The organism is Actinomadura sp. SCN-SB (assembly GCF_043906805.1).
Classification (GTDB): Bacteria; Actinomycetota; Actinomycetes; order Streptosporangiales; family Streptosporangiaceae; genus Spirillospora.
The window spans coordinates 24,978-41,447 of record NZ_JBIMPP010000025.1 but is presented as its reverse complement, the minus strand read 5'-3'; the positions used below and the strand labels follow the sequence as shown (position 1 = coordinate 41,447).

Below are 16,470 nucleotides of genomic sequence, written 5' to 3'. Positions count from 1 at the left end.
GCCATCAGGCGTCCGTAGGCACGGTTCTTGCACGGATGGCCCCTGGTGGTCTCCACCCCGCAGAGCTTCGGGGCGGAGAACAGCTGGTAGTAGGACCAGGCGAGGATCGGTAAGAGCCAGGTTTCTGGACGACCGGATTGCCATGCGAATATTCCGAGTAGAGCGATGGCCGCCCACCAGGAGATGACTCTGTTTCGGTCCTTCTCTGCTCGTGTTTGCCTGCGCCCCATAATTCTCCTTTCCGTTATGGCTCCGGTCAGAGTAGTCAGTCGGCCGACCGCTGTCTGTGAAAATCTCCATATGTTGCAAACGGCCACCAAAAGAAAATGAGTTTCCATTGGGACGCCTGATCTGAAAGAGCAGAACGTAACAAGTGGGGTGGCACGGCTCGACTACTCGGATGGATGGCTGGACCCCTCCTGGTAGGCGTGGCCTTGCCGAGCCGGGTATGTGGGGGACTGCTGCGGTGGCATGAGTGCTGGCCGAGCGCGCTGAGTACGGATATTCGTACCTGCGGGTCGGGGTCGCCGAGCGCGGCGGCCAGCGCGTCCATGGCGGCTGGTCCGTGGTGGGCGTATCCGGTCCTTGGTTCGGGGGCCGGGGGCAGCCGTCGACAGGTGGCGGCGGACGCCGCGCTTGCGTTCGAGTGCGCTCGAACTTCTAGCGTCGCCGGCATGACATCTCAACCGGGGACTCAGCGGACTTGGATCATCACCGGCGCTTCGACGGGCTTCGGCCGGGCCATCGCGGAGTGTGCGGTCGGGCGGGGTGACAACGTGGTGCTGGCCGTGCGGCGGCCCCGGTCGGTGGCCGACTTCGCGGACGCGCACCGCGACCAGGTGCTGGTCACCGAGCTCGACGTGCGTGACACCGGGCGCGCCGGCGACGTCGTACGGGCGGCGGTCGGCCGGTTCGGTCAGGTGGACGTGCTGGTGAACAACGCCGGACGCGGGATCGTCGGCGCGGCCGAGGAGGTCGGCGAGGAGGAGCTTCGCGCGTCCTTGGAACTGCACCTGCTGGGTCCGGCGGCGCTCGTGCGGGCCGTCCTGCCGTACTTCCGCGGGCAGGGGTCGGGCACGATCGTGCAGATGAGCAGCCAGGGCGGGCGCGTCTCCTTCCCGGGTGTCGGCGCGTACTCGGCCGGCAAGTTCGCGCTCGAAGGCTGGTCGGAGGCGCTGGCCGGTGAGGTCGCGCCGTTCGGGGTCCGCGTGATGATCGTCGAGCCGAGCCGTTTCCGCACCTCGTTCAACGCGCCCGGCGTGCTCGGATTCGCCGACGCCGGCGCCACCTACAGAGACCTGCTGGGGGCCGTCCGCAACGACATGGCGAACGCCGACGGAATCCAGGAAGGCGATCCGGTACGGGCCGCGGAGATCATCGTTGACCTGGTCGCCGGTGACGAGCTGCCGCTTCGCCTTCCGCTCGGGCGTGAGGCGGTCGAGCGCATCGCCAGGTCCTACCGGCAGAACCTTGAGGAGGTCGAACGCTGGGCTCCGACCGCGCGTGCCGCCGACTTCCCCGGCGCCCCCGCGTCCGCCCGGCCGATCTAGAGTGTCACCATGGCCACCGACGATCTGATGTCGAGGGCCCTGGCCGCCCTCGACGAGGTCGACGGCCGGATGCCGGCCGAGGTGATCCACCGCCTCGTTGACGTCAGCGCCGCCACCGACCCCATGACCATCACCGAGGTCGCCGACCTCCTCGACATATCGCCGCACACGCTGCGCTACTACGAGCGGATCGGGCTGGTCGAGGTGGGCCGCGACGCCAGCGGCCACCGCAGCTACGACGCGCAGGCGGTACGCAGGCTGGTGTTCCTGACCCGCATGCGCCTGTCCGGGATGGCCATGCGCGACCTCCAGCACTACATGCGGCTGGCCGACGAGGGCGACGACACCGTCCCGGAGCGCCTTGACCTGCTCCTCGAACACCGCGACACGATCCGCCGCCGGCTCAGGGAACTGACCCTGTCCCTGGCAGCGACCGAATACAAGATCGCCACCTACGGCGGCCACACCGGCCCGTCGTCAATGGAGAACGCGCAACGGGCGCGGAACCGGAGGCGATCGTGAAGGCGAGCACGGCCCAGGTGGGGACATCGGTCCCTGGCCTGGGCCTTTGGGGTGGAGCGGGCGACGGGAATCGAACCCGCGTAGCCAGTTTGGAAGACTGGGGCTCTACCATTGAGCTACGCCCGCGTCGGTGGGCCGGAGGGCCGCTGATCGACACCCGTAGGGTACAGGGTTTCGGGCGTGCTCGCGTTGCGCGCGTATTGGGCGAGGCGTCCGGGCTTGATCGGCATTAGACTGCTCGGGTCGGACGGGCTGTGGCGCAGTTTGGTAGCGCACCGGCTTTGGGTGCCGGGGGCCGTGGGTTCAAATCCCGCCAGCCCGACGTAGGCAGGGGCTCTGGACTCCGCTGTGGAGGACGGGGCCTCTTTCGCTTGGTGGTCAGAGGGCCAGGCGGGCGGCCAGGAGGGCCACGTCGTCCTCCAAGGGGTGGCGGCTGCTGGCCAGGAGGGTGTCGCATAGCTGGGGCAGCGGGCAGTCGGCGTGGGTGGCGGCGATGCTGACGGCGCGGTCCATGCCTTGTTGCAGGGTGTGGGCGCGGTCTTCGACCAGGCCGTCGGTGTGCAGGATGAGGGTGGCGCCGGCGGGCATGGGGTGTTTGTTGTCGGGACGGGCGATCTCCGGGGCGACGCCGAGTGGGGGTCCGGCCTCGGCGTCCAGGTAGCGGGCCGGTTCGCCGGGGACGGCCAGCAGGGGCGGCAGGTGACCGGCGCTGGACCACCAAATCCGGCGGGACGGGCCGGTGCCCTCCAGCCGCGCCACGATGACCGTGGCCATCGGGCCGCCGTGGAGGGCGTGCAGGACCTCGTCCAGGCGTTGCAGGATGCGGCTCGGCGGTTCGCGCTGGTCGAAGGCGATCACGCGGAGCATGTTGCTGATCTGGCTCATGACGGTGGCGGCCCGTACGTCGTGGCCCATCACGTCGCCCACCATGAGGCACGGCACCTTCTCGGGCAGGTGGATCAGGTCGTACCAGTCGCCGCCGATGTTCGGAGCCTGGCCCGAGGGCTGGTACCGGGCCTCCAGCTCCCATTCGTGCAGTTGAGGCATGGGGGGCAGCAGCCGGCGCTGGAAGTCCTCGGTGGCCGCGCGGAGCCTGGCGTACAGGCGGGCGTTCTCGATGCTCACCCCGGCCGCGCCGGCCAGCGCGGTCGCCACCTGCCGATCCCGGTCGGTGAACCGTCCCCCGGCCTTGTCGATCAGGTACAGGTGGCCGTACACCGCGCCGCGGATCGGGATCGGCACCGTCAGCAGCGAGGTGATCGTCGGCTGTTGGGCCTCCTTGAGCTGGTCGAGGCGCAGCTGTAGCGGGTCCTGCTGTGTGTTGCCCGGAGGGGGCAGGTCGCCGATCTGATCGGCGAACGACCCGGCCCCGGAGCCCGAGCTGATCAGCCTGCCGAAGCGGCCCTCCTCGTCCGGGACGCCCACCGCGGCGATCCGGGCGTTGACCACCTCCTGGGCGGCCTGGGCGATGGTATCCAGGACCTCTTCGGGCTCCAGATGCCTGCTGATCTCCAGGACGGCGTCCAGCAGCTCGCGGGCCTCGCCGCGCTCGGTGGCGAGCCGTTGAAGCCCGGCTTGGATCTGGTCGCGATCTCCGCCGCGCAGTTCGGCCACGTCTTCACCCCCTGCCGTCACGGTGGGTCTACCCCTGGCGCGGCGAATCCTTCCCGCCGTCCCGGAAAAGGTGGTGCGGCGGCGAGGGGCGGTCCCCAGAATGTCCCGGGAAGGAGGCCGTGATGGTGGATGTGACGAATGTGCTGCTTGCCGGTGTCGTGGGGTCCACCGCGTACGGCCTGGCGACTCCGGAGTCGGACGTGGACCGGCTGGCGGTGTTCGCCGCGCCGACGGTGCTGTTCCACGGGTTGCGTCCGCCGGTGGGCAAGCAGGCCACCACGGTCACCACCGACCCGGACGTCACGCGGCATGAGGCGGGGAAGTTCGCGGGGCTGTGCCTGGGCGTGAACCCGACGGTCACCGAGCTGCTGTGGCTGGACGAGTACGAGACGCGCACGGAGCTGGGGGACCGGCTGATCGGCGTGCGGGAGGCGTTCCTGTCGGCCAGGCGGGTCAGGGACGCGTACTTCGGTTACGCGGTGTCCCAGTTCCGCAGGCTGGAGGGGCGCGGGGACGGGTCGTTCTCGGCGGACACGCGCAAGCGGACGGCCAAGCACGCCCGGCATCTGGCGCGGCTCGTCCACCAGGGCCTGGAGTTGTACCGGACGGGACGGCTCACGGTGAGGCTGGAGAACCCGCAGTGGTACCGGGACTTCGGTGAGCGCGTGGCCCAAGGGGAACTGGACGAGGCCAAAAGCCTGCTGGCCGAGGCCGAGTCGAAGTTCGACGCGATCCGGACGCCGCTGGCCGAGCGGCCGGATGAGGACGCGGTGGAGCGCTGGCTGCTTGAGGTGCGCGCGGCCTTCCTCTGAACGGGCTCAGGTCGGCGGGCCGGGGCGGACGGGCACCTTGGCCAGGTCGCCCGCGCGCACGCCTGCGAGGACGTTCGTCACGCTCAGCACCACCTCGCCCAGGCCCTCGCGGAGGGCGTCGGCGGAGGGACGGTACGCGTCGAGGTCCTGGATCCCGGCGTCCTCCAGCAGGGAGAGGGGGTCGGCGAGCTGGCCGGCCAGCCAGCCCATCGGGTTGTCGGTGAGCTCGTCGCGGAAGGTGCGCCGGCCGGGCTCGTTGTTCCGCATGCCGGGGTGGTAGTGCATCCGGTCCTTGCTGCCGGGCCCGCCCTCCTCGGTCTCCAGGAAGTCGGCGCGCCACACGGCCTGGTCGACGACCACCTTCTGGGACGCGTTGATGGAGCCGCGCCACGGCTGCGGGTCGAGCAGGCGCAGCTCGACCCGCACGCCGCGTTCGCGTGCGGCGTGCTCGGGGTCGGGATCGATCAGGAAGACGTCCTCCACCGTCACTCCCAGACTGCCGAAGCAGAACACCCGCAGCACAGCCACGCTCCCCTCACTCGATCGGCCCGACTGATTCGGACGATACGCCTGAAATATCAACAATCAAGGCGCGCTGGTGAGGAGCTCGCGGGCGGTGCGCGCCGCCTGCGCGACCGCCTCGTCCAGCCGTCCGGTGTCCCGTCCGCCCGCGGTGGCGACGCCGCCCTTGCCGCCCGCGCCGCCGCCGACCGTCCGCGCCGCGGTGGTGAGCAGCTCGGCCGCGCGCAGCCCGGAGCCGGCGAGGCGCGGGGTCAGCGCCGCCGCGAGGGACGCTGCCGTGCCGGTGCGCGCGCCCAGGACGACCGCGCCCTCGCCGGACGGGCAGCGCGCGATCGTCTCCAGCGCCAGCGTCCGCAGGTCGCCGGCGTCGGAGACCACCCCGTCCGGGACGGTCGCGGTGACCAGCCAGATGCCGCCGGGGAGGATCTCGGCGCCGCCGGTGAGGCGGTCCGCGAGCGCCGCGCGCTCGGACGCCCGCAGCGCCTCCAGATGCCGTTGCGCCTCCGCGAAGGTGTCGAGCCTCTGCCGGAGCCGTTCGGGCGCCTGGTCCGCGGGCACCTTCAGCAGCGCCGCGAGCTCGTGCAGCAGCGCGTGCTCGTGGTCGTGGTGGCGCAGCGCGTCCGGGCCCGTCAGCGCCTCGATGCGGCGCAGGCCCGTCCCGATCGAGGTCTCGCTGAGGATGTGCAGGGGACCGGCCTGCGACCCGTGACCGACGTGCGTACCGCCGCACAGTTCGCGGGAGGCGTCCCCGATGTCGACGATCCGCACCCGCTCGCCGTAGCGTTCGCCGAACAGCGCGACCGCGTCCGCCATCAGGCCGAAGCCGGGAGACATGACCTCGTCCCGTTTCGCCTCCCACACGCGGACTTCGGGATCGTCCATCAGGTAGTCGTTCACCAGGGACTGGACGTGCCGCACGTCCACATGCGCGAAGTGTGAGAAGTCGAAGCGAAGCCGCCCGGGTTCGACCCGCGACCCTCGCTGCACCGCATGCTCGCCCAGGAAGCGGCGCAGCATCGCATGCAGCACGTGCGTCGCGCTGTGCGAACGGGCGGTCGCCGCCCGCCGCGCCGCGTCGACGATCGCCTCCGCCTCGTCCCCTGTACGGATCTCACCCGAGACGACCCGCGCCGAGTGGACGTGCAGCCCGTCCAGTCCGGGACGGGTGTCACGGATCTCCAGGACCGTCCCGCCGGACGTGCGCAGCGTGCCCGTGTCGCCGACCTGGCCGCCGCCCTCCGCGTAGAAGGGACTCCGGTCGAGGATCACCTCCAGCTCGTCGCCCTCCGACGCGGACGCGACCGAGCGGCCCGATCCGTCCAGGAGCGCCAGCACCCGGGACTCGGCCGAGGTCGCGTCGTACCCGACGAAGGTGGTCAGGCCGTGTTCGTCCGCGACGCGCCGGTAGAGGTCGCGCCGCGCCGCCTCGCCGCCCTTGCGTTCCCTGCTCGCCTCGTACGCCTGCCTGCGCTGCTCTTCGAGGAGCGCGGTGAACGCGTCCTCGTCCACCGTCAGGCCCGCCGCGCGCGCCGCGTCCACGGTCAGGTCGAACGGGAAGCCGTAGGAGTTGTGCAGGTCGAACGCCGCCCGTCCGGGGAGCACCGTGGAACCCGACGTGCGCGCACGCCCGATCGCCGAGTCCAGCATCCGCGACCCCTGCCGCAGCGTCCGCGCGAAGGTCTCCTCCTCCGCCTCGCACACCTGCGTGATCAGCTCGCGCCCGTCCACCAGCCGCGGCCAGGCCGGGCCGAGCGTGTCGACGACGCGCGACGTCAGCGCGGGCAGCGCCGGCTCGTCCACCCCGAGGAGCCGCGCGTGGCGGACGGCGCGGCGCATCAGCCGGCGCAGCACGTACCCGCGGCCCTCCGGGGACGGCAGCACCCCGTCCGCGATGAGGAACGCGATGGTGCGCGCGTGATCCACCACGATCCGGAACGACGTGGACTCCTCGCCGCCGTCCCGCCCGGGGTACTCGCGCCCGGACAGGTCCTGGACGAGCCGCAGCGTCGGCGCCAGCAGGTCGGTCTCCATCAGCGTGTCGACGTCCTGGAGGATCGCGGCGAGCCGGTCCAGGCCCAGGCCGGTGTCGATGCTGGGCGCGGGCAGGTCGCCGACGATGGGGTAGCCCTCCTTGGACGGCCCTTCCCCGCGCACGTTCTGCATGAAGACCAGGTTCCAGATCTCCAGGTGGCGTTCGCCGTCGACCGCGGGCCCGCCCTCGCGCCCGAACGCCGGGCCACGGTCGTAGTGGAGTTCCGAGGACGGGCCGCACGGGCCGGGGACGCCCATGGACCAGAAGTTGTCGGCCATCCCGAGCCGCTGGATCCGCTCGCCGGGGACGCCGATCCGCCGCCACAGCCGTACCGCCTCGTCGTCGTCGAGGTAGACGGTCACCCACAGCCGGGACGGGTCGAGCCCGAAGCCGCGGGTGAGCAGTTCCCACGCCCAGGCGGTCGCCTCCTCCTTGAAGTAGTCGCCGAAGGAGAAGTTCCCGAGCATCTCGAAGAACGTCGTGTGCCGCGTGGTGCGGCCGACGTGGTCGAGGTCGGTCGTGCGCGCGCATCTCTGCACCGACACCGCGCGCGGGTGGTCGGGTTCGGAACGGCCGAGGAAGTACGGCTTGAACTGGTCCATCCCCGCGCCCGTCAGCAGCAGCGTCGGATCGGACGGGACGAGCGGGCTCGACGGCACCACGCGATGGTCGCGTTCGGTGAAGAAGTCGAGGAAGGTCTGCCGGATCTCACCGGAAAGCATGGAAGGGCCTCACGAGGTCGAAGGGACGGCGGCACGCCACGCCGAACCGGGCCGGGCGCGACCGCCCGTTCCCCGGCTCGGCGCGGCTAGCTCGCCGCCCTGCCTCGTGAAGCACCATGCGAGTCAAAATAGCGCCCGCCGTGAGCACATGCATCCGGATATGCGCGCCTCGGCGGCTCACCCGGAACGGGCTCAGCCGATGCCGTTCCGCATCGCGGTGATGAGCTCACCTCCGGAGGTGTCGCCGCTCAGTTCCCAGAAGAAGGCCCCGCCCAAGCCCTGGTCCCTGGCGTAGGCCATCTTGCCGCCGATGGTGGCGGGGGTGTCGTAGCTCCACCATTGGTCGCCGCAGTGCGCGTACGCGGTGCCCGCGATGGTCCCGGTGGCCGGGCAGCTCGTCTTGAGCACCTTGTAGTCCTCGACGCCCGCCTCGTACGTGCCGGGTGCTGGGCCGGTGGCCGCGCCACCGGGCGCGCTCTGCGTGACGCCCCTCCAGCCGCGGCCGTAGAACCCGATGCCGAGCATCAGCTTGCTCGCCGGCACGCCCTTGGCCTTGAGCTTCTGGATCGCCGCGTCGGAGTCGAACCCCTGCCGCGGGATCCCGTCGTAGGAGTACAGCGGCGAGTGCGGGGCGGTCGGCCCGTCGGCGTCGAACGCTCCGAAGAAGTCGTAGGTCATCGGCAGGTACCAGTCGACGTACTGCGCCGCGCCCGCGTAGTCCGCCGCGTCGATCTTGCCGCCCGCGCCGGCGTCCGCGGTGATCGCGGCGGTCACCAGGTTGCCGGGCCCGAACCGGGAGCGCAGCGCCGCCATCAGGTCGCGGAAGGCCCCCGGCCCGCTGGTGTCGCAGGTGAGGCCGCAGGCGTTCGGGTACTCCCAGTCGATGTCGATGCCGTCGAACACGTCCGCCCAGCGCGGGTCCTCGACCAGCCTGTAGCAGGACTCGGCGAACGCGGCGGGGTTGGCGGCGGCCTGGCCGAAGCCGCCCGACCACGTCCAGCCGCCGAACGACCAGAGCACCTTCAGATGCGGGTACTTGGCCTTGAGCTTGCGGAGCTGGTTGAAGCTGCCGCGCAGGGCTCCGGCGTCCCAGGAGTCGGGCTGCCCGTCCACGCTCTCGGACGCCTGGTAGAAGCGGTCGTAGTCGGCGTAGGAGTCGCCCACCGCGCACTGTCCGTTCTGGACGTTGCCGAAGGCGTAGTTGATGTGCGTGAGCTTGGCGGCCGAGCCGCTGGTGTCGATGTTCTTGACGTGGTAGTTGCGCTGGTAGACGCCCCATTGCGCGAAGTAGCCGACCACCCTGTTCGCCGCCTGCGCAGGGGCGGGCGCGGTCGCCTGCGTGGTGGAGGGGAGCCTTGGGGTGACGGTCGCCGACGCGGGGAGCGCGGTCAGCGTGGTCACGAAGAGTGCGGTCGCCGTGATGATCGATGCGCGGGCGCGTCTTCCGGCCCGCCGTCCCTCTGGCCTGGACATGGTCCTCCGTTCAAGTTCGCCCCCGAACCCAACATCGGAACCCCGCTCTAACTCTTAGGAAACTTTCCTAAGAGTTGAACGGATCGTAGGCGACCGGAGACGGTCTGGCAAGGGCCGGACCACCGGTCAGGCGGTGCCGAACCACCCCGGCACGTCCAGCCGGAAGAAGTCCTCGGGGGTGAGCCTGCGCAGGTCCTCCTCCAGCGCGCGCAGGCGGTCGGCGCCCAGGTCGTCCGCCCAGCGCGCCCTGATCCGGTCGAACGCCGCCGACGAGCGGGCCAGCGAGTCGGCGCCCCTGGCAGTCAACCGGACGATCTTGCGGCGGGCGTCGGCGGGATCGGTGCCGCGCTCCACGTAGCCGAGCCGTTCAAGGGTCTCGACCGTCTTGCCGGCGGCCTGCTTGGACACGCCGAGCCGCTGGCCGAGCTCGGCGGCGGTGGTGCCGTGCGGGCCGATCGCCTGGAACACGAAGCCGTGCAGCGGGCGCAGGTTCGGGTGGCCCTTCCTGGCGAGCTCCCGGTGCACCTCGTCGATGACCAGGCGGAAGGCCATGAGCATCCGCAGCGGCAGCTCGTATCCGGTGCCGGGGCGGAGGTCGGGCCCCGTCCCGGAGGCGCTTGACATAAAAGACAACCTCATTGACTATATGGACAACTTGATTGTCTATCTTAGGGGAGATCGCCATGACCCTCGTACGCCGGGCCGACTGCCGCAGGACCGAGACGCCCAACGGAGTGATGACGACCCTTGCCAGCCCCACCCAGGGCGGAGTCGCGGATCTCGCCCTGTGGCGGGTCGACATGATCCCCGACCGCCGCGGGCCGCGCCACGCCGCCGACACCGGGCAGGTGTGGAGTTGCCTGGACGGCGCCGCCACCATCGACCTCGGCGGGCAGGAGCTCACCGTCGGGCCGGGCGACACCGTCGTCATACCGGCCGACGTGCCCCGTCAGGTCACCACCGGCCCGGACGGCGGGTTCTCCGCCGTCGTCACCGCCCCCGCCGGCACCCAGGTCTACGTCCTGGCCGAGCCCAGCGAGGAACAGCGACCGTGCGACCTGGCGCCCAAGGGGGACGAGCGGCTCGTCCCGCTGTGGGCGCGCTGAGCCGCGCCTACGCCATGCCCAGGTAGGTGAGGACGGCCAGGACGCGGCGGTTGTCGTCCTCCGAAGGCGGCAGGCCCAGCTTGCTGAAGATGTTGTTGGTGTGCTTGCTGACGGCCTTCTCCGTCACGAACATGGCCGACGCGATGGCCGCGTTCGAGCGGCCCTCCGCCATCAGGCCGAGCACCTCGCGCTCACGCGGAGTCAGCCTCTGCAACGGCTCCTCGCGGGCGTGCCTGGTGAGCAACTGGGCCACCACGTCCGGATCGAGCGCCGTACCCCCGTCGGCGACACGGCGCACCGCGTCCACGAACTGGCTCACGTCCGACACCCGGTCCTTGAGGAGGTAGCCGATGCCGCCGGTGCTGTCGGACAGCAGCTCCCGCGCGTAGAGCTGCTCCACGTGCTGCGACAGCACCAGCACCGGCAGGCCCGGGACCTGCTTGCGGGCCTCCAGCGCCGCGCGCAGCCCCTCGTCGGTGAACGTGGGCGGCAGCCGCACGTCCACCACCGCCACGTCGGGGCGGTGCGTGGTCAGCGCGCGCAGCAGGGAGGGACCGTTGTCCACCGCCTCGACGACCTCGAACCCGAACGCCTGCAGAAGGCGGATCAGCCCGTCCCTGAGGAGGGCGAGGTCTTCGGCGATGACAACGCGCACGGCAGCTCCATGGTCACGACGGTCGGCCCACCGGAGGGGCTGGTCACCGCCATCGTGCCATCGAAGGCGGCGAGCCTCCGCTCGATGCCCCGCATTCCGCTGCCCGAGGCCGGGTCCGCCCCGCCCACGCCGTCGTCCCCGACGATCATCCGCAGCCTGTCCCCGGCGTGCTCGATCCGGACCCAGGCCCGGCCCGCGCCGCTGTGCTTGACCACGTTGGCCAGCATCTCGGCGACCGCGAAGTAGGCGGCGGACTCCACCGGCGCCTCCGCCCTCCCCGGCACGTCGACGCCGACCTCGACGGGCAGCGGAAGCGACAGCGCCAGCGCCCGCACGGCGCCGTCCAGGCCCCGCTCGGCCAGCACCGGCGGGTGGATGCCACGGACGAGGTCGCGCAGCTCGGTCAGCGCCTGGCCGCTGGCCGACCGCGCCTCGGCGAGCAGTTCCTGCGCGGCCTCCGGATCCTGCTTCATCAACTGCTCGGCCAGGCCGATGTTCATGCTCAGCGCCACGAGCCTGGCCTGCGCGCCGTCATGCAGGTCGCGCTCGATGCGGCGCAGCTCCGCCGCTGACGCGTCCACGGTCTCGGTACGGGTCTCGGTCAGCTCCCGTACCCGCTCGGCCAGCGCGGTACGGGCGGGGGAGAGGAGGGCCTGGGCGACCAGGGCGTGCCCCTTGAGGATCCATGGACCCACCGGCAGCGACACGGCCGTGAGCAGGGCGCCCAGCGCGACCGGGGCGACGACGCCCACGATGCCCCACGCCTCAAGCGGCCAGAACGGGCCCCAGCCGTAGGCGGTGATCTGCCCCAGCCAGGGCGCCACGAACATGCCCTCGACCCCGTACACCAGCAGGCACGCCGGCAACAGGCCCAGCGCCAGCCCGACCGGCATGTTCACCACCAGCCACAGCAGATCCCGCCAGGTCGCCGGATCCGACAGCATCCACCACAGGCGGCGGAACGGGTTGTGCGCGTTCGCGGGCTCCGGCCGGTACGGGAGGGGAACCGGCACGCCCGACCACTCCGCCGCCCACATCCGCTGGATGTTGGCGAACGAGCGCAGCGCCGACAGCGAGGCAGGGGCCAGGAACACCCCGACGCCCAGCGGGATGAAGGCGATCGACAGGACGGTCATCACGAACAGCGGGATGCCCACGGCCAGCGCCAGCACGGCCTGCACCAGACCGCGCAGGCAGGTGACGAGACCCACCCGGGCGATCTCGGCCCTGCGGTCGCCGTCCATGCGGATCCGCCTCCCGTCGTCTTTGCGTCGTCGCGTCCATTGTGGACGCTTCCGCGCGCCACCTCAGTGGTGCTAGGTCCACTTCACCGATCTTCGGGGCGGCGCGACAAGCGGCCCGGTTACCTGCACAATGCTTGGGCACCACCAGGGGACTTCCAGGGGAGAGCGAATCCACATCGTGACAGCGTCCATCAGCCAGAACGTGTCCAGCGAGGGCGCGGACGGCCGGGCCGTCCCGCCGCCGGTCCCGCCGATCACCGAGCGGATCGCGCGGGAGCTCGGCGTCCGTGAAGGGCAGGTGCGGGTCGCCGTCGAGCTTCTCGACGGCGGCGCCACGGTGCCGTTCATCGCCCGGTACCGCAAGGAGGCCACCGGCACCCTCGACGACGGCCAGCTGCGGCAGCTCGAAGAACGCCTGCGCTACCTGCGGGAGCTGGACGAGCGGCGCGCCGCGATCCTGGAGTCGATCGACTCCCAGGGCAGGCTCACCGACGAGCTGCGCGCGCAGATCTTGGCCGCCGAGTCCAAGGCCAGGCTTGAGGACATCTACCTGCCGTACAAGCCCAAGCGGCGCACCAAGGCGCAGATCGCGCGCGAGGCCGGGCTGGAGCCGCTGGCCGACCTGCTGCTGGGCGACCCGTCCAACGACCCGCGGGCCGCCGCCACCGCCTACGTCGACCCGGAGAAGGGCGTCGCCGACGAGGCCGCCGCGCTGGAGGGCGCCCGCGCGATCCTGGTCGAGCGGTTCGCCGAGGACGCCGACCTCATCGGCGGGCTGCGCGAGCGCATGTGGTCGCGCGGCCGCGTGGTGTCGAAGGTGCGCGAGGGCAAGGAGGAGGCGGGCGCCAAGTTCGCCGACTACTTCGCGTTCTCCGAGCCCTTCGCCAAGCTGCCCTCGCACCGGGTCCTCGCGCTGTTCCGCGGCGAGAAGGAGGAGGTGCTCGAACTCGACCTGGAGCCCGAGGAGCCGGACGACCCGGCGTCCCGCAGCTCCTACGAGGCCGAGATCGCGCGGCGCTTCGGCGTCGAGGACCTGGGCCGTCCCGCCGACCGCTGGCTGAACGACACGGTGCGCTGGGCCTGGCGCACCCGCATCCTCGTCCACCTCGGCATCGACATCCGGACCCGGCTGCGGCAGGAGGCCGAGGACGAGGCGGTACGGGTGTTCGCCGCCAACCTGCGCGACCTGCTGCTGGCCGCGCCCGCGGGGTCCCGCACCACCATGGGCCTGGACCCGGGCCTGCGCACCGGCGTCAAGGTCGCCGTCGTGGACCCCACCGGCAAGGTCGTCGCCACCGACACGATCTACCCGCACACGGGATCGGCGGGGCGCGGGCGGTGGGACGAGTCCATCGCCACGCTGGCCGCTCTCGCCCGCGAGCACGCCGTCGACCTGATCGCCATCGGCAACGGCACCGCGTCCCGGGAGACCGACCGGCTCGCCGCCGACCTGATCGCGCGGCATCCGGAGCTGAAGCTCACCAAGGTCATGGTGTCGGAGGCGGGCGCCTCGGTGTACTCGGCGTCCGCGTACGCGGCGCGCGAGCTGCCCGGACTGGACGTCTCGCTGCGCGGCGCGGTCTCGATCGCCCGCCGCCTCCAGGACCCGCTGGCCGAGCTGGTCAAGATCGACCCCAAGTCCATCGGGGTGGGCCAGTACCAGCACGACGTGTCGGAGGTGAAGCTGTCGCGGTCGCTGGACGCCGTCGTGGAGGACGCGGTGAACGCCGTGGGCGTGGACGTCAACACCGCCTCCGCGCCGCTGCTCACCCGGGTGTCGGGCATCTCCGAGGGCCTGGCGGAGAACATCGTCGCCCACCGCGACGCCAACGGCCCGTTCCGCACGCGGTCAGGGCTGAAGGAGGTGCCCAGGCTCGGACCCAAGGCGTTCGAGCAGTGCGCGGGCTTCCTGCGCATCCCCGACGGCGACGACCCCCTGGACGCCTCCAGCGTCCACCCCGAGGCGTATCCGGTGGCGCGCCGCATCGTGGACGCCGCGGGCGGCGACATCCGGAGCCTGATCGGCAACACCCGCGTGCTGCGCGGGCTGCGCCCGTCCGACTTCGTGGACGACACCTTCGGGCTGCCGACCGTCACCGACATCCTCGCCGAGCTGGAGAAGCCGGGCCGCGACCCGCGTCCCGCCTTCCGCGCCGCCGCGTTCAAGGAGGGCGTCAACACCCCCGCCGACCTGGAGCCCGGGATGATCCTCGAAGGGGTCGTCACGAACGTGGCGGCCTTCGGGGCGTTCGTGGACGTGGGCGTGCACCAGGACGGGCTCGTGCACATCTCCGCGATGTCCGACCGGTACGTGGAGGACCCGCGCGACGTGGTCAAGCCCGGCGACATCGTCCGGGTGAAGGTCCTGGACGTGGATCTCAAGCGCAACCGGATCTCGCTGACGCTGCGGCTCGACGACGACGCCCGCGCCGGAGGCGGCGCCCAGGGCGGCGGCCGTGGCCGGGGCGACGCCGGCCAGGGCGGCAGGGGCGGCCGGGCGGGCCAGGGGAACCGCCGGGGTCAGGGCGGGCGCGGCGGTGGCCGCGCAGGCTCCGGCCGCGGTGGTGCGGGCGGGTCCGGCGGCGGTGCGATGGCCGACGCGCTGCGCCGGGCGGGCCTCGACAAGGGCCTTCCCGGGGACATGGGCAAGGGCGGCAAACGCCGCCGCTAGCCGGCGGAACCCGGCGGCCTCCATGTCCCATCGTGGACGCCGCCGGACGGCTCCTCGGCGCCGTCCTCCCCGACGCCGGTGGCGAACGTGTCGTCGTCCCAGGACGGCCCGCGCCCGAGGGGGTCCTGCGCGTACGGGCCGGGCGCCGGCGGTGTCACGGACGGGAGCTCACCGGTGACGCGGTCCTCCGGCGGGGGATGACCGAACGCCTGCGGGCCGGAGCCCCGGTCGGGCGCCAGGTGCCCGGACGGGGACCCGCCCCCGGGACGGCGGCGGCCCGGCGGGCGCCGCTCCCTCGGCCGGTCGAACGGGCTCAGCCCCGGAGGCGCGTCCTCGAACGGCGGGAACTCCTCAGGCGGCGGCTCCGAGGGCGCCGAGGGCCACACTGTCTTGGGCGTCGTCGTGGGCGTCGGGGCCGCAAGCGGGACGGGTGAGGTGTCGCCGAAGCGCCGTGCCTGGGGAGGGGGCGACAAGGGAGGCGAGGTGGACTTCGGGCCTCGTCCCGTCTCCTCCCGGCCTTCGCCCAACTCGGAGGCTGGCTGGGCGGCGACGGGCCGGTGCCGGGGGAACTGGAGGACGGCGATCACGGCCAGCGCCAGCGCGCCCAGCCGCATCCCGAGGTGCCGTGCGTCCTGGGGCCAGGGCTCGCCGTACATGAACGTGCCCGTCACCAGCAGATGGGTCTTGGCGACGGCCGTCATCACCACGGCCACGATGGACACCCGGCACCGCTGAAACCCGGCCATCAGCGCGGCGAAGCCGATCACCGCCGAGGCGACCGTCGCGTACGGGTAGGGCGTGAACAGGCTCGACACGCTGATGCCCGAGTCGCTCCAGCCCTTGATGCACAATTCGGCGGTGCCGATGGGCAGGCCGGAACTGAGCCCGTAGGCGATCCCGGTGATCTCGCGGGCGTGTTTTCCGTCCGGTCGATGATCGCCGATCAGCCAGATGATCGCGGGCACCAGCAACGCCGGTGTAATGATCACCGCGAGTTTCCCGGGGGGCACGTCCACGGCCCTGATCGGGGGCGGATGACCGATCGACGCGACGATCAGCACCATCGCGGCGGCGATCATGAACAGGCTCAGCCATTCCCGTCCGGTGAGCCGTTCGCGGAAGAACAGCAGCGCGATGAGCAGCAGCAGGAAGGCGCCGGACATGAAGATCGGCACGCCGATCGCGAGCGAGACCTCGGACATCGACACGATCTGCAGGGCGAGCCCGCCCAGAACGAGCACCAGGCCGAGCAGGAAGATCCAGTTGGAAAGGATCACCCGGACCAAGCGCATCAGCCTGTTGGTGCGCAGCGGTTCGAGGCGGTCGGCCGCCACCTTGAAGATCGCGAAGCCGACATAGTAGAGGCCGGTCGCACCAAAGGCCGCAACTATCCCGTTCATCCCGCACGATTATGGGGGTCCGGATGCTCAATGTCACACCCCGGCAACACATTGCTGATACCGGCGCGTTAGAGAAACCTATCGAGAACCGGCGGTTGACCCGCTGTGACGAGCGGTATGCCCACTAGTTCGGCGACGTGCCCCGGC

The 16,470-nt window shown here is 71.6% G+C and carries 13 protein-coding genes and 2 tRNA genes; 6 read left to right on the top strand and 9 right to left on the bottom strand.

The window, feature by feature from the left end; translation table 11 throughout:
- The first annotated feature begins 674 nt into the window (after positions 1 to 674).
- On the top strand, positions 675 to 1,550 hold the full coding sequence (locus tag ACGWYJ_RS18135) for an SDR family NAD(P)-dependent oxidoreductase (protein ID WP_395107201.1): 876 nt from the start codon (positions 675 to 677) through the stop codon (positions 1,548 to 1,550).
- 9 nt (positions 1,551 to 1,559) lie between these two features.
- A complete protein-coding gene (locus ACGWYJ_RS18130) occupies positions 1,560 to 2,072 on the top strand; it encodes a MerR family transcriptional regulator (RefSeq protein WP_395107200.1) in 513 nt (170 codons plus the stop codon).
- A 52-nt stretch (positions 2,073 to 2,124) separates the two neighbouring features.
- Here ACGWYJ_RS18130 and ACGWYJ_RS18125 read toward each other — a convergent pair.
- Positions 2,125 to 2,198: transfer RNA gene (locus ACGWYJ_RS18125), tRNA-Gly, on the bottom strand.
- A gap of 122 nt (positions 2,199 to 2,320) precedes the next feature.
- On the opposite strand from ACGWYJ_RS18125, the gene ACGWYJ_RS18120 reads away from it, so the two are divergent.
- Positions 2,321 to 2,394: transfer RNA gene (locus ACGWYJ_RS18120), tRNA-Pro, on the top strand.
- Between the two features lie 56 nt (positions 2,395 to 2,450).
- Here the strand turns inward: ACGWYJ_RS18120 and ACGWYJ_RS18115 are convergent.
- Positions 2,451 to 3,686 (bottom strand): PP2C family protein-serine/threonine phosphatase, encoded by a 1,236-nt coding sequence (locus tag ACGWYJ_RS18115; protein WP_395107199.1) that lies wholly within the window; start codon positions 3,684 to 3,686, stop codon positions 2,451 to 2,453.
- A gap of 122 nt (positions 3,687 to 3,808) precedes the next feature.
- Here ACGWYJ_RS18115 and ACGWYJ_RS18110 point away from each other — a divergent pair, with 122 nt between their 5' ends.
- Positions 3,809 to 4,498, top strand: coding sequence for a DNA polymerase beta superfamily protein (locus ACGWYJ_RS18110; protein ID WP_395107198.1), 690 nt, complete (start codon positions 3,809 to 3,811; stop codon positions 4,496 to 4,498).
- Between the two features lie 6 nt (positions 4,499 to 4,504).
- Here ACGWYJ_RS18110 and ACGWYJ_RS18105 read toward each other — a convergent pair whose 3' ends face one another.
- From ACGWYJ_RS18105 to ACGWYJ_RS18090, 4 genes are all read right to left on the bottom strand, one after another.
- Complete coding sequence (locus ACGWYJ_RS18105) at positions 4,505 to 5,026, bottom strand: hypothetical protein (protein ID WP_395107196.1); 522 nt, start codon at positions 5,024 to 5,026, stop codon at positions 4,505 to 4,507.
- Positions 5,027 to 5,083: 57 nt separating this feature from the next.
- Positions 5,084 to 7,774, bottom strand: a complete 2,691-nt coding sequence (alaS, locus tag ACGWYJ_RS18100) for an alanine--tRNA ligase (RefSeq protein ID WP_395107195.1) — start codon at positions 7,772 to 7,774, stop codon at positions 5,084 to 5,086.
- Between the two features lie 192 nt (positions 7,775 to 7,966).
- Positions 7,967 to 9,247 (bottom strand): glycoside hydrolase family 18 protein, encoded by a 1,281-nt coding sequence (locus tag ACGWYJ_RS18095; RefSeq protein ID WP_395107194.1) that lies wholly within the window; start codon positions 9,245 to 9,247, stop codon positions 7,967 to 7,969.
- A gap of 126 nt (positions 9,248 to 9,373) precedes the next feature.
- Positions 9,374 to 9,871: a MarR family winged helix-turn-helix transcriptional regulator gene (locus ACGWYJ_RS18090; RefSeq protein WP_395107193.1), complete on the bottom strand. Its 498-nt coding sequence runs from the start codon at positions 9,869 to 9,871 to the stop codon at positions 9,374 to 9,376.
- 59 nt (positions 9,872 to 9,930) lie between these two features.
- Between ACGWYJ_RS18090 and ACGWYJ_RS18085 the strand changes: the two genes are divergently transcribed.
- Positions 9,931 to 10,353, top strand: coding sequence for a cupin domain-containing protein (locus tag ACGWYJ_RS18085; protein ID WP_395107192.1), 423 nt, complete (start codon positions 9,931 to 9,933; stop codon positions 10,351 to 10,353).
- 7 nt (positions 10,354 to 10,360) lie between these two features.
- Here the strand turns inward: ACGWYJ_RS18085 and ACGWYJ_RS18080 are convergent, their stop codons facing one another.
- Both ACGWYJ_RS18080 and ACGWYJ_RS18075 read right to left on the bottom strand, forming a co-directional pair.
- Entirely contained in the window at positions 10,361 to 11,008 is a 648-nt protein-coding gene (locus tag ACGWYJ_RS18080; protein ID WP_285699488.1) for a response regulator transcription factor, read from the bottom strand.
- Positions 10,960 to 12,252, bottom strand: coding sequence for a sensor histidine kinase (locus ACGWYJ_RS18075; protein ID WP_395107191.1), 1,293 nt, complete (start codon positions 12,250 to 12,252; stop codon positions 10,960 to 10,962). Before ACGWYJ_RS18075 ends, ACGWYJ_RS18080 begins: the two co-directional genes overlap by 49 nt.
- A gap of 178 nt (positions 12,253 to 12,430) precedes the next feature.
- Between ACGWYJ_RS18075 and ACGWYJ_RS18070 the strand changes: the two genes are divergently transcribed.
- The gene (locus tag ACGWYJ_RS18070; protein ID WP_395107190.1) at positions 12,431 to 14,923 is read left to right on the top strand and encodes a Tex family protein; all 2,493 of its coding nucleotides are present in this window, start codon (positions 12,431 to 12,433) and stop codon (positions 14,921 to 14,923) included.
- Here the strand turns inward: ACGWYJ_RS18070 and ACGWYJ_RS18065 are convergent.
- On the bottom strand, positions 14,920 to 16,323 hold the full coding sequence (locus ACGWYJ_RS18065) for a hypothetical protein (protein WP_395107189.1): 1,404 nt from the start codon (positions 16,321 to 16,323) through the stop codon (positions 14,920 to 14,922). The genes ACGWYJ_RS18070 and ACGWYJ_RS18065 overlap by 4 nt on opposite strands.
- Between the last annotated feature and the right edge of the window lie 147 nt (positions 16,324 to 16,470).